We start from the raw sequence: 21,976 nt of genomic DNA on the forward strand, positions 1-21,976 counted from the left end.
CCGGTGCTGTCGGCCGCGCTCTTCGCCCGTACGGGCGGGGTACTCATCCGTGCTTCTGGAGCCGCACGTCGAAGGCGTCCCGCAGGCCGTCCCCGATGCAGTGGAAGGCCGCGACGACCAGCACGATCGCGATGCCCGGCGGGAAGATCAGCCACCAGTAGCCGACCTGGGTGTAGGTGATGCCGGAGGAGAGCATGGAGCCCCAGTCGGCGGCGGGCGGCGGGATCGACAGGCCCAGGAAGGACAGATAGGCGACGTAGAGGATGGCGTCGGCGATCTGGAAGGTGGCGTTGACGATGACGGTGCCGATGGCGTTCGGCAGGATGTGCCGGAACACGGCGCGGCCACCGCCGCCGCCCATCAGCCGCATCGCGTGGAGGTAGTCGCGGCTGCGCAGCGCGAGCGCCTCGCCGCGGATCAGCCGGGCCGGTGAGAGCCAGGCGACGGACGCGATGATCAGGATGAGGACCGGCTTGCTGGGGGTGACGATCGCGGCGACCACGACGAGCAGGAAGAGTGCCGGGATGGCCAGTGCCGCATCGGTGACGCGCATCATCGCGGCGTCCACCCAGCCGCCGGAGTAGCCGGCGACCGCCCCGTAGACCGTGCCGAACAGGGTCGCCAACAGGCCTGCTGCCAGCCCCACTTCGAGGGAGGTGCGGCCGCCGTACATCAGCCGGCCGAGCAGGTCGTAGCCCAGGTCGGTGGTGCCCAGCGGATGGCCGGCCCCGGGCGCCAGGGCCGCCTGGGTCAGGTCGGTGTGGATCTGTTCGGTGGGGTGGACGAGCGGTCCGAGGAAGCAGAAGGCGAGCAGCCCCACCAGGACCAGCGCGCCGGTCAGGGCGAGGGTGTTGCGGGAGAAGACGGCGAGGGTGCGGCGGGCCAGGCCCGGGGTGGCGAGGGCCGCCTCCGGCTGGGTGGCGTCGAGGGCGGTGGTCGTCACGTCACGCTCCTGATGCGCGGGTCGAGAACGGCGTAGGCGATATCGGTGACCAGGGAGCCGAGGACGGTGGCGACGCCGACGACCAGGGTGACGCCGAGCAGCACCGGGAAGTCCGACCCCTGGGCGGCGTTCCAGAACAGCAGCCCCATTCCGGGGTAGTTGAACATCGACTCGACGACGAGGGTGCCGCTGAAGAGGGTCGGGAGGTAGAGGCCGAGGAGGGTGGCCAACGGGATCAGCGCATTGCGCAGGACGTGCCGGACCATGATCCGGGCCTCGGACTGGCCCTTGGCGCGCGCGGTGCGGACGTACTCCTCGCTCAGGTTGTCCAGGACCGCGGAGCGCATATAGCGGCTGAAGGCGGCGATGATGCCGAGCGCGGCAGTGACCACGGGCAGGACGAGCGCGGGCAGCTCGGCGAGGATGCCGCCGACCGTGTCGGCCTGCGGCGCCTCGGCGGGGAAGAGCTGCAGCTGCTGGCTGAAGACGAGGATGAGGATCAGGCCGAGGAAGAACACCGGGGTGGCGTAGGCGAGGAAGGCGAGGCCGGTCAGGGTGTGGTCGGCGGCCCGGCCGCGGCGTACGGCCTGCAGGATGCCGAGCGGGACGGCGAGCAGCGCGGCGAGCAGCAGCGACAGTCCGGCCAGCAGTGCGGTCCGCGGGAGGCGTTCGGCGAGCAGCGCGGCCACCGACTGGTTGCGGCTGTAGGACTCGCCGAGGTCGCCGGAGAGCAGCCGACCGAGGTACATGACGTACTGCTGGGGAAGTGAACGGTCGTATCCCTGCTGGTGGTTGAAGTGCGCGATGGACTGCGGGGTGGCCTGCACGCCGAGGATGGCGCGGGCCGGGCCGCCCGGCAGCATGTGCAGCAGCACGAAGACGATGACGGAGACGAGCAGCAGCACGACGACGGCCTGTGCGAGGCGCTTGACCAGGAAGCCGGTCACTTGCCGGCACCTCCCCTCTTCACGAAGTACCAGTCCTGGGGGGCGAGGGTGAGGGTCGGGTTCTGGTCGACGCCGCGCAGGTCGTTGCGGATGGCGGAGACCTGGTAGGCGGGGTTGGGGGTCCACAGGACGGGGAGCTGCCGGGCGACCTCGCGGCCGTAGTCACGCATCGCTGCGGGGTCGTCGGAGTATTCGGTGGCACGGATCAGCCGGTCGGTCTTCGGGCTGGACCAATTCCCCATGTTGGACGGGGCGTCGGTGGCGAAGATCTGCTCGCCGCTGGGATCCGCGGGGAAGTACCAGCTGCCCTGGGTGCCGAAGAAGCCGAGCTGCCACTGCGCGCAGGCCGGTTCGGTTTCCTTGCAGGGGACGGTGGTGCCCAGCACGGTGTTGAGCGGCTGCTGCCGGATGTCGAGGGCGACGCCTGCCTTGTCGAAGTCGGACTTGACGGCCTGCATGGTGTTGGAGGTCTCGGTGGAGCCGGACTGGGAGAGCAACGACAGCCGTAGTTCCTGGCCGTGCTTGATGCCGGCGCCGCACTCCCCCGCGGCCCGTCCGGGACGCGTGCAGCGCAGTGTGCCGCCGTGGTCGGACCAGCCGTGTGCGGTCAGCAGCGCCCTGGCCTTCTTCGGGTCGTACGGGAAGGGGTTGTCATCCATCAGGGCGGCGGGGACCGGGCCGAGGGTGGGCGTGGCGCTGCCGTGCCAGACCACCTCGGAGATCGCCTTCTGGTCGATGAGGTGCTGGAGGGCCTGGCGCAGATAGGCCTGGCGGAGCAGCGGTCCGGCCGTCGGGTGGTGGAAGTTCAGCACGATGTAGGTGACCGCCCAGCCCTCCCAGGGGTCGATGCGGTAGCCCCTCTCCCGGAACTTCGATGCCTGGGCCATGACGGACGGCGGGATGTAGCCGTAGTCGACGCCGCCGGCGCGCAGCACATTGAATTCGGAGTCGGCGGTGGTGAAGGGCTTGAACACCACCCGGTCCAGATGGGGTGTGTCCGGCCCCCGGTATTTCTTGTTGGGGACCAGAGACACCTGCCCCGAGGTGCTCCATTTCTCGATCGTCCAGGGCCCGTTGACGGTCTTCCACAACGGGTCCGTGCCGAATTCCGAGAACTGACGGGCGTGGTGCATGAGCCGCGCGAAGGCCTTCTTCGGGCCCTCGTGGCGGGGGTTCCAGGCGTGTTCGGGCAGCGCGACGAAGTTTTCGAGTTCGTTGGCGGTGAACCACGCCGGGTTGTAGGCCCGGTCCAGGCGGAGCCGGAAGGTGCGGGCGTCGACGATCTCGAAGGCCTTGACGTCATCCGGCATGAGCTTCGGCGCATACCCGGCCCAGTCTTCCTTGTTGTGCTTGATGAGTGTGAACCAGAACTTCACATCACGCGCGGTGACCGGTTTTCCGTCGGACCACGCATAGCCCTTCTTCAGCGTGATGCTGACGGTTTTGTTGCCGTCGCTGTAGCGGGGCGCCTCGGCGAGATTGTGCGGCGATTCCATCGTCAGCGCGCCGCCCTTCTCCCCGGGCGTGAACAGCCGCAGGAACAGCAGGCTCTGGAGGGCGCTGTTGTACGTCGCCAGGAAGCCGGGGGCACCGATGGGGAAGATCCAGTTGGGGGTGGAGGCGGGTGGCAGGGCCATGGTGGCGGTGCCGCCCCGCACGGGGGTACCGCCGGTGGCGCCGACCTCGGTGACAACGTTGCCACGTGGTCCGCACCCGGCCGCCGCAAGGGTGCCGAGCAGGACAGCGGCCAGGATGCGCCCCAGGGGCCCGCGTATGCGTGTGCTGCGCTGGCCCATGCCGCCTCCGGGGGTCGACCGTCGAAGAATGCGAGCAAAGTACGGACGGTCGCGAAAAGAAGTCAAGGGCTTGGCTAAGCATCCCCGACTGCGGTCTACTGACCACCAGTTGAGCCCCCACTTCCTTCGACGACCGAAGAAAGTCCGGCCTCTGCCGAGCCCCGCGGTCCCAGAGCGGCCGCCCCTCCCGCACCGAGCCGAAAGGCGCCCCATGACCGCCTCCGACGAGCAGCCCGGCTCCGCCGCGCACGTCCTCGCACTCGTGGCGAACGGCTCCGCCACCTCCCGCGCGGACCTCGTCAGAGAACTCGGACTCGCCGCCTCCACCGTCTCCGCCCGCGTCCAGGACCTCGTCGAGGCCGGACTGCTGACCGAGTCCGGCGAAGGCGCCTCACGCGGCGGCCGGCGGCCCCGGCTGCTGCGCATCGCCGACCGGGGCGCGGTGGCCCTCGCCGCCGACCTGGGCAGCCATCACGTCCGTACCGGCGCCGTCGGGCTGACCGGCCCCGTCTTCGACGTCGAGGAGGACGCCGCCGACCTGACCTCGGGCCCCGAACCGGCCCTGGACGCACTCGCCGAGCGGCTGGGCGCGCTGGCGGAGCGGCAGCGCGCCGCCGGCCGCACCGTGCGCGGTGTGGGCGTCGGCTTCCCGGGGCCGGTGGACGCCGACGGCGGCCGGATCATCGCCCCGTCCCGCATGCCCGGCTGGCATCTGTTCGCGCTGCGCGACCGGCTCGCCGACCGCCTCGGCCTGCCCGTACTCCTCGACAACGACGCCAACATGCTGGCCCTGGGCGAACACCGCGCCACCCACCCGGCGTTGCGGCACCTCGTCGTCGTCAAGGCGGGCCGCGGCATCGGCTCCGGCGTCATCAGCGACGGCCGGCTCTACCGCGGGGCCCGCGGGTCGGCCGGGGACATCAGCCATGTGCGCCTGGAGGCGGCCGGTGAACGCCCCTGCTCCTGCGGCAACATCGGCTGTCTGGAGACCGTGGCGAGCGGCGCCGCGCTCGCCGCCGCGCTCCGCGCCCAGGGCATCGCCGCCGACTCCACGACCGACATCCTGCGCCTCGTCGAGAACGGCGAACCGCACGCCACCACCCTCGTACGGCAGGCCGGGCGGGACATCGGGGCGGTGCTCGCCGTCGTCGTGAACTTCTTCAACCCCGAGGCGGTGCTCCTCGGCGGCGCCCTGTCCGGCGCCCAGCCGCTGGTCGCCGCGGTGCGCGGGATGCTCTACGAACGCTGCCTGCCGATGGCCACCAGCGAACTCCTCATCAACGCCGCCACCGGCGGCCCGGACGCCGGACTGCTCGGCGCGGGGCACGCCGCGCTGCGCGGGGTGGCGGCGGGCAGCCGTGGAAAGGAAAGGTGATCCCCCGTGAAGCCCTCCACCGACCGCACGCGGCCGGAAGGCGGCCGCCGCCTCCGGATCGGCATCGGCGGTATGGCCATCGAGTCCAGCCAGTTCTGCCCGCACCGGTCGGTGTACGACGACTTCCGCATCACGCGGGACGGCGCGCTGCTGGACCGCTACACCTGGACCGGGCCGGACGACGAACTGGCCGCGCTGGTCGAGTGGGTGCCACTGGTGCACGCCGTCGCGCTTCCCGGCGGCCCCGTGGAGCGCACCGCGTACGACCGCATCAAGGCCGAACTGACCGGCCGGATCGCGGAGTCGGGACCGCTGGACGGCCTGGTGTACGACATCCACGGCGCGATGAGCGTCGTCGGGCTGGAGGACGCCGAGGCCGATCTGACCGACGCGGTACGCGCCGCGACCGGCCCGGACACCCTCATCTCCGCCGCCATGGACCTGCACGGGAACGTCTCCCGCCGCTTCGCCGACCGCCTGGACCTGCTCACCGCGCACCGCCTCGCCCCGCACGAGGACGCCTGGGAGACCCGCGAACGCGCCGCCCGCAAGCTCGTCGGACGGCTGGTCTCCGGAAAGGGCCGCCCGCACCGCGCCTGGGTGCAGATCCCCGTCCTGCTCCCCGGGGAGAAGACCAGCACCCGGCTGGAGCCCGCCGCGTCGCTGTACGGACGGCTGGCGTCGGTCGAGGCGCTCGACGGGATCGTCGACGCGGCTCTCTGGGTGGGCTACGCCTGGGCCGACGAGGAACGCTGCCGGGCCGCCGTCGTCGTCACCGGCGACGACCCCGCCCTCGCCCTCGCGGAGGCGGCATCACTGGCCCGCGCCTACTGGGAGGCGCGCCGCGATTTCGTGTTCGTCGGGCCGACCGGTGACGCGGACAGCTGTATCGCCCGCGCCGTGGCCTCCCCCGCCCGCCCCTTCCTGATCAGCGACTCCGGGGACAACCCCACGGCGGGCGGGGCCGGCGACCTGGCGTATCTGCTCGGCCGGCTGCTGGCGAACGAGGAGTTGGCGAGCGGGCGGGTCTCCGCACTGCACCCGGGGATCACCGACCCGGAGGCCGTCGCCGCGTGCTTCGACGCGGGTGTCGGCGCCGAGGTCACGCTCGCCGTGGGCGGGCAGGTCAGCGCGGGCACCGGCCCGCACGCCGAGCCGTACGCCCTGACCGGCACGGTCGCCTCCCTCGACGGTGCGGAGGCCCCCGAACCGGGCACGCCGCGCGGCAATCCGGCCTACGACGGCGGCGGACGGACCGCCGCCGTGACCCGGGGCGGTGTGACGGTGGTGCTCACCGAGCGCCGCAAGCCGTTCCACACCCGTGCCGACTTCGGGGCGCTGGATCCGCTCCGTTACGACCTGGTGGCCGTCAAGATCGGGTATCTGGAGCCGGAGCTGTACGCGATGGCCGCGGACTGGCTGCTGGCGCTGACCCCCGGCGGCGTGGACCAGGACCTGCTGCGACTGGGCCACCACAAGGTGCAGCGGCCGCTCTACCCGTTCGACGACGAGGGGTTCGAGGAGCCGGACCTGACGCCGGTGCTGCTCGGGTAGGGCCCGGCGTGGAGGTGTCCGCGGCATCCCGCTGTCCGCGGACCGCACCTCACGGCTGCGGGTCGCGGGCGTCGTAGCGGGCGAAGGCGCGACGGCCCAGGCCGAGGGCGGTCACGACCAGGACGCAGGCCAGGCCGCCGCCGACCACCGCGGCGGCCGGTGAGGTGAGGTCGGCGGCCGATCCGGCGAGGAAGTCGCCGAGCCGCGGCCCGCCGGCGACGACCACGATGAAGACGCCCTGGAGCCGGCCACGCATCTGGTCCGGCGTCGCGGCCTGCAACATCGTGGAGCGGAAAACCATCGACACGGTGTCCGCGCAGCCGGCGACGGCCAGGAAGAAGAGTCCGAACCACAGGTTCCGGGAGAGCCCGAAGCAGGCGATGGCCGCGCCCCAGGCGGCCACCGCGATCAGGATGGCCAGTCCGTGGCGACGGATCCCGCCGAGCCAGCCGGAGAACAGTCCGCCCAGGACGGCGCCCACCGCGGGTGCGGCGACGAGCAGTCCGACGGTCTTGGCGTCCCCGGCGAACCACAGGACCGCGATGGCGGGGAACAGGGCCCGGGGCTGGGCCAGCACCATCGCCGACAGATCGGAGAAGAACGTCATCCGGAGGTTCGGGCGGGTCGCGAGGAAGCGCAGGCCGTCCAGGACCGAGGCGCGGCGCTTCGACGATCCCTCGTCAGGGCCCTGTTCGGGCCGCATGGAAGGCAGTCGCCACATCGCGTAGAGGGAGCCGCTGAAGGCCGCGACGTCGATCAGATAGGCGGCCTGGTAGCCCCACAGGCCGACGATCACGCCGCCCAGCATCGGCCCGCCCATCAGGCCGAGGTTGCTGGTGAGCGAGTTGAGGGCGTTGGCGGCGGGCAGCTGCTCGGTGGGCAGCAGCCTGGGGATCATCGACGAGCGGGCCGGCGAGTTCATCGCGAAGCAGACGGCCTGGAGGGCGACGACGGTGTAGAGGAGCCAGACCCGATGGTAGCCGGCCAGTGCCGCGCCCGCCAGCACGACGGACATCACGGTGGCGCCCGCGGCGCTGAACAGGCCCAGCTTGCGGCGGTCGACGGTGTCGGCGATGGCGCCGCCGTAGAGCCCGAAGACGACGAGCGGCACCAGCGAGCACAGGCCCACCAGGCCGACCGAGAAGGTGGATCCGGTGATGGCGTAGACCTGCAGGGAGACCGCCAGGGCGGTCATCTGCTGGCCCATCCAGGAGACGGTGTTGCCGCACCACAGGCGCCGGTAGTCCGGGGAGCTGCGCAGCGGGGTCAGGTCGGCGAATATCCGGGAGCGCAGCGGGGTTTCGTCGTCGGCGGTGGTCGTTGTAGGGGGCACGCGGAAGTAAAACACGGCGGGCGGCGGCGTGTCTCTCGGGGCCGGTCGGGGCTGCCTCGGGGCCGGCCCGGGAGGCACGCCCCGGACCGGGTGCGGAGGGTGCCGCGGGTGGCCGGCTCCCGGTGGTCCGGGCAGCGGTTCCGGGTCCCCTCGCGCCCCGGTCTCAGTCGTCGCGGAGGCCGTACACCCGCCGCGCGTTGTCCGCGGCGATCATCGCGCCGACGCGCCGGGCGTCCTGCGGTGACCAGGCACCGGACGCCGTCCAGTCGCCGAGCACGGTGGCCAGCGCGGTCCGGAACAGGGCGCTGCCGACGGCGTACAGCTCGGGCAGGGCGTAGGCGTCGGTGGAGAAGAGGAGCTTGCCGAACGGGGCGAGTTCGAGGAATTCGGCGAGCACGGCGGCGGCCCGCGGCCCGGTGTGCGTGAGGGTCAGGCCGATGTCGGCGTGGACGTGCGGGAAGACGCTCGCCAGGTAGGCGGCCTGGCGGTGGTAGGGGTAGCAGTGCAGCAGGACGAGCGGGGTGCCGGTGTCCGCGGTGGCCCGCACGAAGTCGGTCAGCAGGGCCGGATCGGCGTGGTGCAGGCGCAGGTCGGGGTCGCCGAAGCCGGTGTGGAGCTGGAGCGGGCGGCCGGTGGCGACGGCAAGTTCGATGAGGTGGCGCAGCAGCACCGGATCGGTCAGGCGGGGCGCGCCGGCGGCCAGCCAGGCGTGGGCGGCGGTGCGGACCGCGTCGCGGGTGGGTGGCCGGGCGTCGAGGGCGAGGCCGTGGCGGTAGGCGGCGACGGATTTGAAGGCGACGGCGGTGCGTGCGGCCGCCCGGATGTCCTGGCCGAGGGTCTCGACGCATGCGTCGGCGTCACGGGTACCGGCGCCGACGCGTTCGGCGAGGGTTTCCAGTCGGACGATCTCGTGTCCGGTGCCGCCGCCGGCCGCCGCGGTTTCGGTGGGGCCGGTCAGGTCGCCGGGGAGCCCGGTGTCGAGGAGGTAGCTGCCGATGCCGGTGGCGCGCAGCAGACGGCGCGTGGTCTCTTCGGGGCCGAGTTCGCGGCGGCGGGCGAGGTAGGTCTCGGGGCTGCTGTGGGCGGGCAGGCCGAGCAGGGGAGGGCACAAGCGGCGGACCGCGAAGCCGGTCTGGGTGTCGAAGAACGTGGTGCCGGCGGCGGGCGGCCGGTCGGATTCGGTGAGGTGAGCGGCGAACGCCGCGGGGTCCGGTTGGTGCCGGATCACGCCGTGGCAGTGGTGGTCGACGAGCGGCGGGAGGCCGTCGTCGGCGTCGGGCCCGGCCCCGGGGGCGTTCGCGGCCATCACCAGCGCCCGCGGGTGGCGGCCGCGATCTCCTCCGCCTCGCTCTCGGCGAAGTGCTCCTCCTCGGCGCGGCGGACCGCGAGGATCGCGCCGTGCAGGACCTTGCCGAGTGCCTCGTGGAGCGGGGCGGACTTCTCGAACCGGTCGGCGGCCTCGGTGAGGGTTGCGGGGAGCCGGACGATGCCGCGGCGGGCACGTTCACGGACGCCGAGGACGCCGGGGTCGCCGGTCTCCGGGGCGGGCAGGGGGGTGCCGGTTTCGATGCCGTGCAGTCCGGCGGCGATCACCGAGCCGACGACGAGGTAGGGGTTGGCGGCGGCGTCGAAGGTCTTGACCTCGGCGTGGCCGCCGTCGGGGTCGTCGGGGGCGCCGGTGATCAGGCGCAGTGCCGCTTCGCGGTTCTCCACTCCCCAGCACTGGTAGACGCCGGCCCAGCGCGAGGGCTGCAGCCGGAGGTAGCTGGCGGGTGAGGGGCAGCCGATGGCGAGGAGGGCCGGCAGGTCGGCGAGGACACCGGCGAGGAAGGCGTGCGCGTCGGGCGCCAGGCCCCATTCGGCACCGGCGGCGCGGTGCAGGCTGCTGCCCTCGCGGTGCAGGCTGAGGTGGAGGTGGCAGCCGTTGCCGACCTGACCGGCGACGACGGTGGGGGCGAAGGTGGCGCGCAGCCCGTGCCGGGCGGAGACGGCGCGGATGGTTTCGCGGACCAGGACGACGTCGTCGGCGGCGCGCACCGGGTCGCCGGGGGTGGTGGTGACCTCGAACTGGCCCTGGGCGTACTCGGGATGGATCTGGAGGACGTCGACGCCCTGGAGGGTGAGCGCTTCGGTGACGTCGCGGAGGTAGTCGGAGAGTTCGACGAGGCGGGTCATGCCGTAGGCGGGACCGGTGCACGGGTAGTCGAGGAGACCGGCGGCCGGGGTGGAGCCCGCGGCCGGGGTGGAGCCGTCGTCCGGGGCCGTGGTGTGGTGCGGGCGCCGGGGGTCGGGGGCGCGGGTGACGACCCACTCGGTTTCGAAGCCCATCCGCAGGTCGAGTCCCGCGGCGGCGGCCTTTTCGGTCATCCGGCGGGCGAACTGCCGCTGGCAGGCGAGGTGCGGCAGGCCGAGCTGGTCGTAGCGGTCTGCGGGGGCCCAGGCCCAGCCGGGTTGTGCGGCGAGGGTGGTGAGGCGGTCCAGGTCGGGGTGGAGCCGTAGGTCGCCGTCCGGGCCGCCGAGGTGGGCGGATTCGGTGATGGCGTCGTCGGAGGTGAAGACGTCGAAGACGGGTGACATGCCGACGCCGCGGTGCACGGCATTTTCCAGGCGCTGTGCCGGTATGGCCTTGACGCGCGTGATGCCCGCATTGTCCACCCAGGTCAGGGCCACGTTCAGGACGCCTTCCGCGCCGAGCCGCGCCGTCAACTGGCGGGCTTGCTCGCGCTGTTCCGCAGGCCGCAGTCCCATTGAGCCGTCCTCACTCCGCCGTGCCGATCTCTCGGCGCCCGATCCCGTGGTCCCCCGGGTGGCGCAGGGCCTTGCCGGTCACGGGCAGTTGAACTCGCACCATACGCATTTCCCTCCGCCGCGCGGCTCCACCCCCCAGACATCGGCCAACCGGTCCACGAGCAGCAGGCCGCGGCCGGACACACCGGCCTCGCCCGGTTCGCGGCGTCTGGGCAGGCTGCTGGAGTGGTCCTCGACCTCCAGGCGCAGGCGGCGCTCGACGCTGTGCGGCATGCGGATGTTGACCACGGCCTCGCCATCGGTGTGCAGCAGGGCGTTGGTGATGAGTTCGTCGGCGACCAGCTCGATCTCCTCGGCGCGCTCGCGCGCACCCCAGGCCCGTACGGCTGCCCGGATCATGTGCCGGACGGCGGACAGGCCTTGGGGGTCGGCGGGGGCGATGTGCTGCCGGAAGCGTCCCGCGGTGTCGTGTTCGGGTGTGCCGAGGCGGCGCAGCAGGAGCAGGGCCATATCGTCCTCGCTGGGCCGCTCGTCGGCCGATTCGCAGAGCCGGTCGGCGAGTTGCTGGACGTCCTGAGGACCCTCACGGACCTCCCGGGCGAGCTGCCGCATGCCGTCGTCGAGGTCGACGCCGGGTTGTTCGACGAGGCCGTCGGTGCAGAGCAGCAGGGTGTCGCCGGGGGCGAGGTGGACGGTGGTGACGGGGTAGTCGAGGCGCTTGAACTCGGAGGAGATGCCGAGCGGCAGTCCCCCGGCGACGGGCAGCCGGCGGCAGATGCCCTCGGCGTGCCGCAGCAGGGGGTCGATGTGTCCGGCGCGGACGAAGCGGGCGGCGCCGGTAGTGAGGTCGGCGTCGACGTAGGTGCAGGTGGCGAAGCGGTCGGTGTCGAGTTCGTTGAGGAAGGCGGAGGCGCGGGCCATGACGGTGGCGGGCGCGTGCCCTTCGGCGGCGTAGGCGCGCAGCACGATCCGCAGTTGGCCCATGAGGGCGGCGGCCTGGGTGTCGTGGCCCTGGACGTCGCCGATGACGGCGGCGACCCGGCCGTCGGGGAGCGGGATGACGTCGTACCAGTCACCGCCGATGTCGCGGCCCATGCGGGCGGAGCGGTAGCGGACGGCGACCTGGGCGCCGGCGACGCCGGGGATGCGGCGGGGCAGCATGGCGGTCTGGAGGCCGGCGGCGAGGTCGTGCTCCTGGTCGTAGAGCATGGCGCGGGCCAGGCTCTGCGCGATGCTGGAGCCGAGGGCGACCAGCAGGTTGCGTTCCTGGTCGCGGAACTCGCTCTCCCGCTCGAAGAAGAGGCCGATGACGCCGATCGGGCGGCCCTGAGCGATCAGCGGGAGGTAGGCGGCGGAGCCGACGTTGAGTGGTTCGATGGCGGGCCACAGCCGGGGGTAGCCCTCGGCGAACTCGGTGCGGCTGCGGACGTAGCGGGGGGTGAGGGTACGGACGACCTCGCTCATCGGGAATTCGTCGCCGACCTTGGTGTATTCGAGATCGGGGACGAAGCTGCCGGCCTTGCCTTCGGAGACCAGCCGGATGCGGCCGGCCTCGACGAGGCCGAGGATGACGTTTTCGGCGCCGAGGCGGCTCAGGCCCTGTTCGTCGGCGAGTACGGCGATGACGTCGCGGACGGTCCTGGCGTGGGCGAGGGCGGCGGTGGTGCGTTCGACGACGCTGGTGTGCCGGCGGCGTTCCTCGTCGACGGCGATCCGCTCGGCCGCCTGGGTGTACTCGTCGCTGGCGTCGCGTACGACACCGATGATGCGGCGGGGTTTGCCGGTGCTGTCGCGGCGGATGCTGCCCTGGCTGTGGGTCCAGCGCAGTTCGCCGTCGCGCAGGCGGACCCGGTAGTAGGCGCCGTAGGAGTCGCTGCCGTCCTTGAGGGCGCGGGCGACCAGGGCGTCGAGGCGGGCGGCCTCGTTGGGCGGGACACGGCAGCTGAGGCTGGCCGGGCGGTCGTCGTACTCCTCCGGCAGCATGTCGAAGACCTCAAGGGCGGGCGGGTCCATGTGCATCAGCCCGCTGTCGAGGTCCCAGTCGAAGCCGCCCATGCCGTTGAGGGCCAGGGTCAGGTCCGGGTGGGCGGGCCAGTCGTCCGGCACCGACACGGTGGGCCGCTTCGCTCCCCGGTCAGCCATGTCGTCACTTTGCCACATTCACCCGGATTGCGGCGTTCCGGCCCCTTGGCCCTCCCCTCCCTCGCCACCCCTGACTCACGCATCAGTTTCCCCCTCACCACCTCTCTCGCACCCCACCAGAACAGGGATATCAGAAGCAGTCCCGGCTTCAAGCGTTGCGATGATCTCAACGCACTGCTACGGTCCCCGACCATGAAGGAAGAACCCGCGACCCGGGTCACCGACGACGCCGGGGATGTCACGGACCGTGTCCGGCAGGTGATCGACGGGCTCGGCTGCAGCCGTCGGGAGTTCGCCCGCCGCATCGTGATGGACCCCTCGAAACTGTCCAGGTCACTGGGCGGCACCAGGCGTTTCACGCTCGCCGAGATCGTCCGCATCGCCGAGATCGGCGGGGTCGAGGTGGGCCGGCTGCTCGGCTCCCCGGAGCGGCCCGCGCCGCCGCCCGACCGTGAGCCGGTGCCGGTGCCGGAGGGCGGCCGGCCGCTGCAGATCGTGCGGGAGACCGTCCGGCTGATCGCCGAGCACGGCTTCCACGAGGTCCGGGTCTCCGACATCGCGGCCGCCTGCGGCACCAGCACCGCCGCCGTGCACTACCACTTCCCCGGCCGCGACGAGCTGCTGGAAGCGGCCGTGCGGTGGTGCATGGACGAGGACACCGAGCGCCGGGCGGCCGGTCTCGCCGAGGCCGCCGACGCCCGCGCCGAACTGCTGCACCTGATCGCGCTGCAGACCCCGCGCACCGCACAGCAGCGCCGCCAGTGGCTGGTCTGGCTGGACCTGTGGGCACAGGCCGCCCGCTCCACCGCCGTCGGGCGGCTGCACGAGCACTACTACCGGCAGTGGCGCAGCACCGTCGCCGACGTCCTGCGGCGCGGCATCGAGCAGGGCGTCTTCCGCGAGGTGGACGCGGAGTTCGCCGCGCTGCGACTGACCGCCCTGATCGACGGGCTGGCCACCCAGGTCCTGGCCACCGCGCCCGACAGCACCGGCCCCGACACCATGCACGCCGCTCTCCTCGCCTTCGTGGACAGCGAACTCACCGCCTGAGCCGCGCCCCCGCCCGGCTCCCCCTCTGGCCGACCGGCCCCGCCCCACCCCGAAGGGACACCCCGTGAACAACGACGTCATCATCACCTGTGCGCTGACCGGAGCCGGCGACACCGTCGGCCGCTCGCCGCACGTCCCCGTGACACCCGAGCAGATCGCCGCATCGGCCGTCGAGGCGGCATCGGCGGGCGCCGCCGTGGTCCACATCCACGTCCGCGACCCCGAGACCGGCGCCCCGTCCCGTGACCCGCGGCTCTACGCCGAGGTGGTCGAGCGGGTCAAGGAGACCGGCACCGACGTCATCATCAACCTCACCGCCGGGATGGGCGGAGACCTGGTCATCGACCCGGAGAACCCGCTCACCAGCCTGCCGGGCACCGACCTCGTCAGCGGCCTGGAGCGGCTGCCGCACGTCGAGGAGCTGCTCCCCGACATCTGCACCCTGGACTGCGGCTCGCTGAACTTCGGTGACGGCTCGAACCTCTACGTCTCCACGCCCGACATGCTGCGGGCCGGCGCCAAGCGCATCCAGGACCTCGGCGTACGCCCGGAGCTGGAGATCTTCGACACCGGTCAGCTGTGGTTCGCCAAGCAGCTGCTGGCGGAGGGCCTGCTGGACGACCCGACGATCTTCCAGCTGTGCATGGGCATCCCGTGGGGCGCACCCGCCGACCCGGGCGTCCTGCAGTCCATGGTCAACATGCTGCCCGAGGGCGCACAGTGGGCGAGCTTCGCGCTCGGCCGGATGCAGATGCCGTGGGTCGCCCAGTCGATCCTGCTGGGCGGCAACGTCCGGGTCGGCCTGGAGGACAACCTCTACCTCAGCAAGGGCGTCAAGGCCACCAACGGCCAGCTCGTCGAACGGGCCGTGCAGATCACCGAGTTGCTCGGCGCCTCGGTCGCCACCCCCGACGAGGCCCGCGCCCGCCTCGGCCTCAAGCCGCGCGCCTGACCCCCCAACTCCCCGCCCGACCGGCCCGATCCGGAGGACACCTGTGCCTGCCACCACCCCTGCCCCCTGCTCCCCCGAGGACGTCCGGCGCGTCGCCTGTATCGGCGCCGGCGTCATCGGCGGCGGCTGGGTCGCCCACTTCCTCGCCCGCGGCTACGACGTCACCGCCTGGGACCCGGCCCCCGACGCGGAGGACAAGCTGCGCCGCCTGGTCGCCGCCGCCTGGCCCGCGCTGGAGCAGATAGGCCTGGCCGACGGCGCCTCGCAGGACCGGCTGACGGTCACCGCGACACTCGCCGAGGCCGTAGCCGACGCCCAGTTCGTCCAGGAAAGCGCCCCGGAGAAGCTGGAGTTGAAGCAGTCGCTGCTGGCCGAGCTGGACACGGCGACGCCGCCCGGCGTGGTCATCGCCTCCTCCACCTCCGGCTACCCGATGACCGATATGCAGCCCCCGCACGACGCCGCCGCGAGCCCGCAGCGGCTCGTCGTCGGCCACCCCTTCAACCCTCCGTACCTCATCCCGCTGGTCGAGGTGGTCGGCGGCGAGCGGACCGACGCCGCGGCCGTGGAGTGGTCCTCGCGCTTCTACGACGTGGCCGGCAAGTCCGTCATCACCATGGACCGCGAACTGCCCGGCTTCATCGCCAACCGCCTCCAGGAAGCCCTGTGGCGCGAGGCGCTGCACATGGTCGCCAACGGCGAGGCCTCCGTCGAGGACATCGACGCCTCGATCACCGAAGGCCCCGGTCTGCGCTGGGCGTTCATGGGCCCGTGCCTGACCTTCGCGCTGGCCGGCGGCGAGGGCGGCATGGCCCATATGCTCGACCACTTCGGCCCGTCCCTGAAGTCCCCGTGGACCCGGCTGGAGGCGCCCGAGCTGGACAAGGAGCTGCGGGACGCGATGGTCGACGGCTGCGACGAGGCCGCAGGCGAGCGGACGTACGCGGATCTGGTCGCCGAGCGCGACCAGGGCGTCATCGACGTGCTGCGCGCCACCGGCCGGCTGGGCGGTGCCCGCCGATGACCGCTCACGGGACGGGCGGCCTCCCGGTCTTCCGGCAGACCGTCCAGGACGACTGGATCGACTACAACGGCCATCTCAGCGAGGCGTACTACGTCCTCGTCTTCGGTTTCGCGACGGACGCGCTGATGGACGCGGCGGGCCTCGACGCCGGCTACCGCGCACGCACCGGCTGCTCCCTCTACACCGTCGAGGCGCATGTCCGCTACCTGCACGAGGTGCCACGCGGCAGCGACCTGTGCGTCCGCACCACCGTGCTGGGGACGGACGCCAAGAAGGTCCGCTTCCTGCACGAGATGTTCCTCGCCGCGCCGACGGGCGAGCCGTCCGGCGATCCGGTGGCGACCGAGGAGCTCTTCACCCTGCACGTCGACCAGGGCGCCGGCCGCGCCGCGCCGCTGCCCGACGCCACCCGCACCCACCTCGCCACCCTGACCGGGCCAGCGCCCGCCTGGGCGGGGCGCGGCATCCGGGAGATCTGAGCCGCCGCACGCCGCGCCGCGCCCCCGCCCCGCCCCGCCCCGCGCGGGCGGGGGCGCGCCGCCGTACGCGATCCGGTGGCCGGGGAACACCACGGCCGCGGTCGGTTGTTGGAACGGTGGACCTGCATCGTCCACCGACGGGAATCGATCATGACCACCGGCCGAGGCCACCGCATCGAGATCGCCGAAGGCACCGACCACATCCGGGTGGAGCGCGACGGACAGCTGATCGCCGACAGCCGCCGCCCGCTGCTGCTCTCCGAGACCGGCTGCCCGGTGCGCTACTACCTGCCACCGGAGGACGTCCGCACCGAGCTGCTCACGCCGTCCGCGACCCACACCTTCTGCCCGTTCAAGGGGACCGCCTCCTACTGGTCCCTTCCCGGCGGCCCGGAGGACCTCGTGTGGGCCTACCCCGATCGCATTCCGAGGTCGCGCAGATCAAGGACCATCTCTGCTTCTACGACGCCGAGTTGGTATAGGCGGCGCGGCCGGGGCACTGCGGGGCGGTAGGAGGGACCACCCCTGACCACGCCCCCACTCTTGACGCGCGCATGATCATCGCGGTCCTGCTCATCCCCCTGCCGCGCGCGGTCGGCCGACCGCACCCTCACCTACGCCCTCCCGTCTCCGACGGTGCCGGCGCCCCGTCCCCGCGGGAACCGGACGCCCCCTCACCCCGTACGGGTGCCCAGCCCGGCGCGAGGCCCGGATGGCCGGATCCGCCCTCCTGATCTTCAAGGGGCCGTCCGGCTACCGTCACGTCCAGCAGCTCCACCACGACGACGGACCGGACAAGTGAGGGCAGCAGCATGGGTCACGACAGCACAGCCGATGCCGCCGAGGCGGCGCGCCGCTACTACGGCACCGACGACGTCGACGCCTTCTACGCCGCGGTGTGGGGCGGCGAGGACATCCACACCGGCATCTACGCACACGACGACGAGCCGGTCGCCAAGGCCTCCCGCCGCACGGAGGAACGCGCCGCGGCGACGGCCGCCGGGCGGCTCGGGCCCGGGGCCACGGTGCTGGACCTGGGCTCCGGATACGGCGGGCCCGCCCGCTATCTGGCCGGCCACTTCGGCTGCCGGGTCGTCGCCCTCAACATCAGCGAACCGCAGAACGAACGGCACCGGAAAACCAACGCCGAACGCGGCCTGGACGGGCTCATCGAGGTCGTCACCGGCTCCTTCCAGGACATCCCCTACCCGGCCGGCCACTTCGACGTCGTGTGGTCACAGGAGGCGTTCTGCCACAGCCCCGACCGGCGCAGGCTGCTCAGCGAGGCCGTCCGGGTGCTCGCCCCGCAGGGCGAGCTGGTCTTCACGGACCTGATGGCGACCGACGGCACCCCGCCCGAGAAGCTGCGGGCCGTCGTGGCCCGCCTTGAGGTGGAAGCCCTCGCCACGCCGCACTTCTACCGGCGCGAGCTCGCCGGGCTCGGGCTGGCCGACGTCACCTTCGAGGACCACAGCGAACAGTTGCTCACCCACTACCTCCGCCTCACCGAGGAGACCCGGCGCCGCGCGGACGAGCTGCGCGGCGTCATCAGCCCCGGCTATCTGGACGGCCTCCTGGAGAACCTGCCGCGGTGGGTGGAGGCCTGCCAGGAGGACCTTCTGAGCTGGGGAATCTTCAACTGCCGCCGGGGCTGAGGCGATTGCCGGACCCCCGTGCGACCCGACGGGCACGCCCGGCGCGCCCCGGCGCGTGCCCCCACCGCCCCCGCGGTGACGCGGGTGAGCCGCGCGGCGCACAATCGGAGGGTGAGCAACACGGCGGAAGGCAACGACAGGCCCGGCGGGCCGGGCGCGGGCGCGGCCCACGACGAGGGCGGCGACCCGGCCTGCTGGCTGGACCGGGTGTGCGAGGTCTGCGGGCGGATCGATGAGCGGCCCGGCCCCGGCGCGGGCGGCGGCTGCCCGTACTGCGGCGCCGGGGCGGCCGGCACCGAGGCCGACGGCGGCACGGCCAAAGACCGCCCGGACCGCAGCGACACCGCGCGTGGCGCCGCCCCTTCCCCCGCTTCCCCCGCTTCCGGGCGGCCGTCCGGGCGCCGGGACCGGGACGAGCAGGGGCGGGCCCGTAACGCGCGGCCCCGGGACGGGCTCGGCCGCCCGCTGCCGTACGGCTCAGCAGGCGTGGCACGGCAGCCCGAAGGAGTTCCCCGTACGCCGGCCGAGTCGCTGGCCGAAGCGCAGCGGCTGCTCGACGACGGCATGCCCTTCCACGCCCACGAGGTGCTGGAGGACGCCTGGAAGGCGGCGCCGGAGGCCGAGCGCGGTCTGTGGCGCGGGCTCGCCCAGCTCGCCGTGGGCCTCACCCACGCGGCGCGCGGCAATGTCTCCGGGGGCAGATCGCTGCTGGACCGCGGCGCGGTGGCCATCGAGCCGTACACGGACGGGGCCCCGTACGGCATCGACGTCGGCGGGCTGATGGTCTGGGCCCGGGATCTCGCGGGGCGGCTGAGCGGTCCGGTGCCGGCGGCCGGCACGGCGCCCCGGCTGCGGGACGGCACCGGCGGGGCCTGATGGGGCGCCCACCGGTGGCGTTCGGCAGCCAGGGTCTGGCGTGTGGATCACGCCGGCCCCGCGAGCCCGGCGTGATCCACACGACAGACCCCAGGCCCTGGCGTCACACTCCCTCCCCCGGCTGACGCCGAGAGGTGCCCCCAGCCTTGCGGCGTCCCGCACGCGTGCTCGCCGCGTTGTCGGGACCGCCCCGGTACACCCCGTACCGGGACGCCCTCCGCCTTGCGCTCACACGCACCGGACGCCGCAAGGCCTGCCCTTCGGGCAGACGACGGGAGTGTGACGACAGGCCCTAGGAAGGTCCTCCCCCGGAGCTGTCGCGGCGGGCGTGCATTCGCCAGGCGAGCAGGGCGCCCGCGGCGAGCACCAGTGCTCCCACGCCGCCCGCCCACAGGGCGACGGCGGAACGCCAGGTGGAGCCGTCGCGCGCCTCGTCGTCGGCTTCGGCGGAGTGGGCGACCGTCTGGGCGGGTGGGCCGCCCGCTCCGTGGGTGACACCCGTGGTGCGCAGGGTGCCCACCGGCTGGGCCTTCCCGGCGCTGCGGAAACCCCAGTCCAGCAGGGAACGGGCCTCCTTGTAGACCCCGTTGGCCTCACCGGACTGCGGGTTCATCACCGTCACCAGCAGGGTGCGGCCGTCCCGCCGCGCGGCGGCGATCAGGGTGTTGCCGGCGTTGGTGGTGTAGCCGTTCTTGACGCCGATGATGCCGGGATAGCGGGCCATCCCCTGCGACCCCGCCAGCAGCCGGTTGGTGTTCTCGATCCGGGTGGTGCCGCCGGCACTCGGGAAATCGGCGCGGACGGTGGAGCAGTAGCGCGCGAAGTCCGCGTTGGCGAGTCCGGCGCGGGCGAAGACCGTCAGGTCGAACGCCGAGGAGACCTGGCCGGGCGCGTCGTAGCCGTCCGGGGACTTGACGGTGGTGTCGCGTGCGCCGAGCTTGCGGGCGGTTTCCTGCATCTCCCGCGCGGTGACCTTCCATCCGCCGTTCATCGACGCCAGGACGTGCACGGCGTCGTTGCCCGAGCGAAGGAAGACCCCGCGCCACAGGTCGCCGACCTTGTAACGCTCGCCCTTCCGGACACCGACCACGCTGCTGCCCGCCCCGATGCCGTCGAGGTCGGCGGCGCTGACCTGACGGACGGTGCCGGCCGAGAACTTCGGCAGGACGGTGACCGCGAACAGCGTCTTGAGGGTGCTTGCGGGGGCGAGCTTGCGGTGCGCGTCCTTGGACGCGAGGACGCTGCCGGAGTCCGCGTCGGCCACCGTCCAGGAGAGGGCGGACAGCCCGCCGGGCAGCTTGGGGGCGCCGGGAGCGGCACCTCCTCCTCCGCCCCCTGCCGACGCCGGTGCGGGCCGGTGGTCCGCCGTCCCGGCGGGCCGGGCCACGGCAGGTATGCACATCAGTGACACGCCGGAGACGGCGATCACCGCCAGCGCACCGGCCTTCTTGGACGAAAGCGCGTCAATTGCCATGCCGTCACGCTAAGAAGGGCGGCCGCGGCCCGCAGCACAGGTGCGCCAGACGGATCAAGGAGAGCGCGCCGCCCCGGCGTGTCGCAGGTGCAAAGAAGGGCCCGCCCGGTGCGACGGGGGATGCACACCGGGCGGGCTCAACACCTTTCTACCGCATGAGCGAACGGTTATGCCTCAAAAGCTTGTTCGTTTGCTGATTTCCAGGTGACGGGGAGCGAAATCAGGCCACGCGAACGCAGCGAGCGCCGATGCCGCAGCGCGCCACGCGGAACGTCGAGCCGCAGGTCCGGGAAGCGGCCGAGGAGGGCGTCGAGCGCGGTGACGGCCTCCAGGCGAGCCAGGGAGGCGCCGAGGCAGTGATGGATGCCGTGCCCCATCGCGAGGTGCCCGGAGGCGTTCCGTCCGGGGTCCGGCACGTCGGGGTCGGGGAAACGGCCCGGGTCACGGTTCGCGGACGCTATCGACAGCAGCACACTGTCCCCCGCCGGGATCCGCACCCCGCCGATCTCCAGGTCTTCCGTGGGAAAGCGGCGGATCGAGAGCGGCGAGGGTCCGTCGAACCGCAGGAACTCCTCGACCGCGGCCGGGAGTTCGGCCGGATTGCGGCGCAACCGGTCGAGCCGTTCGGGATGGTCGAGGAGGGTCAGTACGGAGTTGCCGATGAGGTGGACGGTGTTCTCGTAGCCGGCGAAGAGGATGAGGAAGGCGAGCGAGGTCAGTTCGTCCTCGGTGAGCCGGTCACCGCCCTCGGCGCGCTCCCCCGAGCCCGCAGCCGGCTCGTCGCGGACCGCGATCAGGTCCGAGAGCAGATCGTCGCCCGGCTGCGCCCGCTTGGCGGCGATCAGGCCGGTGTAGAACTCCAGCATCGCCCCGATCGCCTCCTTCATCAGGTGCGGGCGGCCGGGGTCCGGCGTGATGAGGGCGTCCGACCAGGCCAGGAAGTCGCGCCGGTCCGCCTCCGGGATACCCAGCAGATCGCAGATCACCGTGATCGGCAGCGGGCCCGCGTAGTCGCTGATCAGGTCCGCGCGCCCGGCCGCCGCCATGGCGTCCAGCAGTTCCTCGGCGGTCCGGCGGACCGGCCCGCGCAGCTTCTCGACCCGCCCCGGGGTGAACGCCTTGACCACCAGCCGACGTACGCGGGTGTGGTCGGGCGGGTCCATGTTCAGCAGGTTCGCGTCGAGTGCGGGCGGTAGCGCGAACCCGCGGTAACCGCCGGGCGTGGCATGCCGCTTGTCGAGGGAGAGCCGCGGATCGGCGAGCGCGCGCCGGACATCGTCGTAGCGGGTGACCAGCCAGGCGGGGCTGCCGTCGGTGCCGGTGATCCGGTGCACGGGTCCGGCTTCGCGCAGGGCCGCGCAGGCGGCGTACGGATCGTCGAGGAGGGGGGTCACGTCCAACGGGGCGTCGGGGCCGGTCTCGGCGGTGTTCTGCATGAAGCCCGACTCTAGGCCGTACCGTCAACGCCCGGCCCGGCCCGGGCGCTTCGGGCGGCATCTTGTCGGGGGGGCCCCCCCCCGGGGGGGGGGGGGGCCCCCGGGGGGGGGGGGGGGGCGCGCCCCCCGGCGGGGGGCCCCCCCCCGGGGGGGGGGCCGCGCCCCCGGGGGCCCCCGCCGGCCGGGCCCCCG

The 21,976-nt window shown here is 72.9% G+C and carries 17 protein-coding genes and 1 pseudogene; 9 read left to right on the forward strand and 9 right to left on the reverse strand.

Features of this window, described 5'->3' with window-relative positions:
* Nucleotides 1-43 precede the first annotated feature (43 nt).
* From ACIRQ7_RS11740 to ACIRQ7_RS11750, 3 genes are read right to left on the reverse strand one after another with little or no spacing between them, the layout of a single operon-like run.
* Nucleotides 44-943, reverse strand: a complete 900-nt coding sequence (locus tag ACIRQ7_RS11740) for an ABC transporter permease (RefSeq protein ID WP_404261861.1) — start codon at nucleotides 941-943, stop codon at nucleotides 44-46.
* Nucleotides 940-1,890 carry an ABC transporter permease gene (locus ACIRQ7_RS11745; RefSeq protein WP_404261862.1) on the reverse strand — a complete coding sequence of 317 codons (951 nt, stop codon included), beginning with the start codon at nucleotides 1,888-1,890 and terminating at the stop codon, nucleotides 940-942. Before ACIRQ7_RS11745 ends, ACIRQ7_RS11740 begins: the two co-directional genes overlap by 4 nt.
* A complete protein-coding gene (locus ACIRQ7_RS11750) occupies nucleotides 1,887-3,686 on the reverse strand; it encodes a peptide ABC transporter substrate-binding protein (protein ID WP_404261863.1) in 1,800 nt (599 codons plus the stop codon). The genes ACIRQ7_RS11745 and ACIRQ7_RS11750 overlap by 4 nt, the downstream gene beginning before the upstream one ends.
* 211 nt (nucleotides 3,687-3,897) lie before the next feature.
* On the opposite strand from ACIRQ7_RS11750, the gene ACIRQ7_RS11755 reads away from it, so the two are divergent.
* Nucleotides 3,898-5,061: an ROK family protein gene (locus ACIRQ7_RS11755; RefSeq protein ID WP_404261864.1), complete on the forward strand. Its 1,164-nt coding sequence runs from the start codon at nucleotides 3,898-3,900 to the stop codon at nucleotides 5,059-5,061.
* 6 nt (nucleotides 5,062-5,067) lie between these two features.
* Nucleotides 5,068-6,615, forward strand: coding sequence for a M81 family metallopeptidase (locus ACIRQ7_RS11760; protein WP_404261866.1), 1,548 nt, complete (start codon nucleotides 5,068-5,070; stop codon nucleotides 6,613-6,615).
* Nucleotides 6,616-6,664: 49 nt separating this feature from the next.
* Here ACIRQ7_RS11760 and ACIRQ7_RS11765 read toward each other — a convergent pair whose 3' ends face one another.
* The 4 genes from ACIRQ7_RS11765 to ACIRQ7_RS11780 form a co-directional block, all read right to left on the reverse strand.
* Nucleotides 6,665-7,948: an MFS transporter gene (locus ACIRQ7_RS11765; RefSeq protein ID WP_404261867.1), complete on the reverse strand. Its 1,284-nt coding sequence runs from the start codon at nucleotides 7,946-7,948 to the stop codon at nucleotides 6,665-6,667.
* Between the two features lie 163 nt (nucleotides 7,949-8,111).
* A complete protein-coding gene (locus tag ACIRQ7_RS11770) occupies nucleotides 8,112-9,254 on the reverse strand; it encodes an amidohydrolase family protein (protein WP_404261869.1) in 1,143 nt (380 codons plus the stop codon).
* Nucleotides 9,254-10,696 carry a glutamine synthetase family protein gene (locus ACIRQ7_RS11775; RefSeq protein ID WP_404261870.1) on the reverse strand — a complete coding sequence of 481 codons (1,443 nt, stop codon included), beginning with the start codon at nucleotides 10,694-10,696 and terminating at the stop codon, nucleotides 9,254-9,256. Before ACIRQ7_RS11775 ends, ACIRQ7_RS11770 begins: the two co-directional genes overlap by 1 nt.
* Nucleotides 10,697-10,774: 78 nt before the next feature.
* Nucleotides 10,775-12,838, reverse strand: coding sequence for a SpoIIE family protein phosphatase (locus ACIRQ7_RS11780; RefSeq protein ID WP_404261872.1), 2,064 nt, complete (start codon nucleotides 12,836-12,838; stop codon nucleotides 10,775-10,777).
* A gap of 192 nt (nucleotides 12,839-13,030) precedes the next feature.
* Between ACIRQ7_RS11780 and ACIRQ7_RS11785 the strand changes: the two genes are divergently transcribed.
* From ACIRQ7_RS11785 to ACIRQ7_RS11815, 7 genes and pseudogenes are all read left to right on the forward strand, one after another.
* Nucleotides 13,031-13,888, forward strand: a complete 858-nt coding sequence (locus ACIRQ7_RS11785) for a TetR family transcriptional regulator C-terminal domain-containing protein (protein ID WP_401466710.1) — start codon at nucleotides 13,031-13,033, stop codon at nucleotides 13,886-13,888.
* A 64-nt stretch (nucleotides 13,889-13,952) separates the two neighbouring features.
* Nucleotides 13,953-14,840, forward strand: coding sequence for a 3-keto-5-aminohexanoate cleavage protein (locus ACIRQ7_RS11790; RefSeq protein ID WP_401466713.1), 888 nt, complete (start codon nucleotides 13,953-13,955; stop codon nucleotides 14,838-14,840).
* A gap of 43 nt (nucleotides 14,841-14,883) precedes the next feature.
* The gene (locus ACIRQ7_RS11795; protein ID WP_404261873.1) at nucleotides 14,884-15,864 is read left to right on the forward strand and encodes a 3-hydroxyacyl-CoA dehydrogenase NAD-binding domain-containing protein; all 981 of its coding nucleotides are present in this window, start codon (nucleotides 14,884-14,886) and stop codon (nucleotides 15,862-15,864) included.
* A complete protein-coding gene (locus tag ACIRQ7_RS11800) occupies nucleotides 15,861-16,343 on the forward strand; it encodes a thioesterase family protein (RefSeq protein WP_404261875.1) in 483 nt (160 codons plus the stop codon). Before ACIRQ7_RS11795 ends, ACIRQ7_RS11800 begins: the two co-directional genes overlap by 4 nt.
* Before the next feature lie 150 nt (nucleotides 16,344-16,493).
* Nucleotides 16,494-16,825 (forward strand): annotated as a pseudogene (locus ACIRQ7_RS11805) (DUF427 domain-containing protein).
* Nucleotides 16,826-17,155: 330 nt separating this feature from the next.
* Nucleotides 17,156-17,998, forward strand: coding sequence for an SAM-dependent methyltransferase (locus ACIRQ7_RS11810; RefSeq protein WP_404261877.1), 843 nt, complete (start codon nucleotides 17,156-17,158; stop codon nucleotides 17,996-17,998).
* A gap of 111 nt (nucleotides 17,999-18,109) precedes the next feature.
* Nucleotides 18,110-18,874 (forward strand): DUF309 domain-containing protein, encoded by a 765-nt coding sequence (locus ACIRQ7_RS11815; RefSeq protein WP_404261879.1) that lies wholly within the window; start codon nucleotides 18,110-18,112, stop codon nucleotides 18,872-18,874.
* 292 nt (nucleotides 18,875-19,166) lie between these two features.
* Here ACIRQ7_RS11815 and ACIRQ7_RS11820 read toward each other — a convergent pair whose 3' ends face one another.
* Both ACIRQ7_RS11820 and ACIRQ7_RS11825 read right to left on the reverse strand, forming a co-directional pair.
* Nucleotides 19,167-20,348, reverse strand: a complete 1,182-nt coding sequence (locus tag ACIRQ7_RS11820) for a D-alanyl-D-alanine carboxypeptidase family protein (protein ID WP_404261881.1) — start codon at nucleotides 20,346-20,348, stop codon at nucleotides 19,167-19,169.
* Between the two features lie 167 nt (nucleotides 20,349-20,515).
* The gene (locus ACIRQ7_RS11825; protein ID WP_404261883.1) at nucleotides 20,516-21,784 is read right to left on the reverse strand and encodes a cytochrome P450; all 1,269 of its coding nucleotides are present in this window, start codon (nucleotides 21,782-21,784) and stop codon (nucleotides 20,516-20,518) included.
* Between the last annotated feature and the right edge of the window lie 192 nt (nucleotides 21,785-21,976).

This window comes from Streptomyces sp. NPDC101393 (genome assembly GCF_044767385.1).
In the GTDB taxonomy this organism is placed as follows: domain Bacteria; phylum Actinomycetota; class Actinomycetes; order Streptomycetales; family Streptomycetaceae; genus Streptomyces.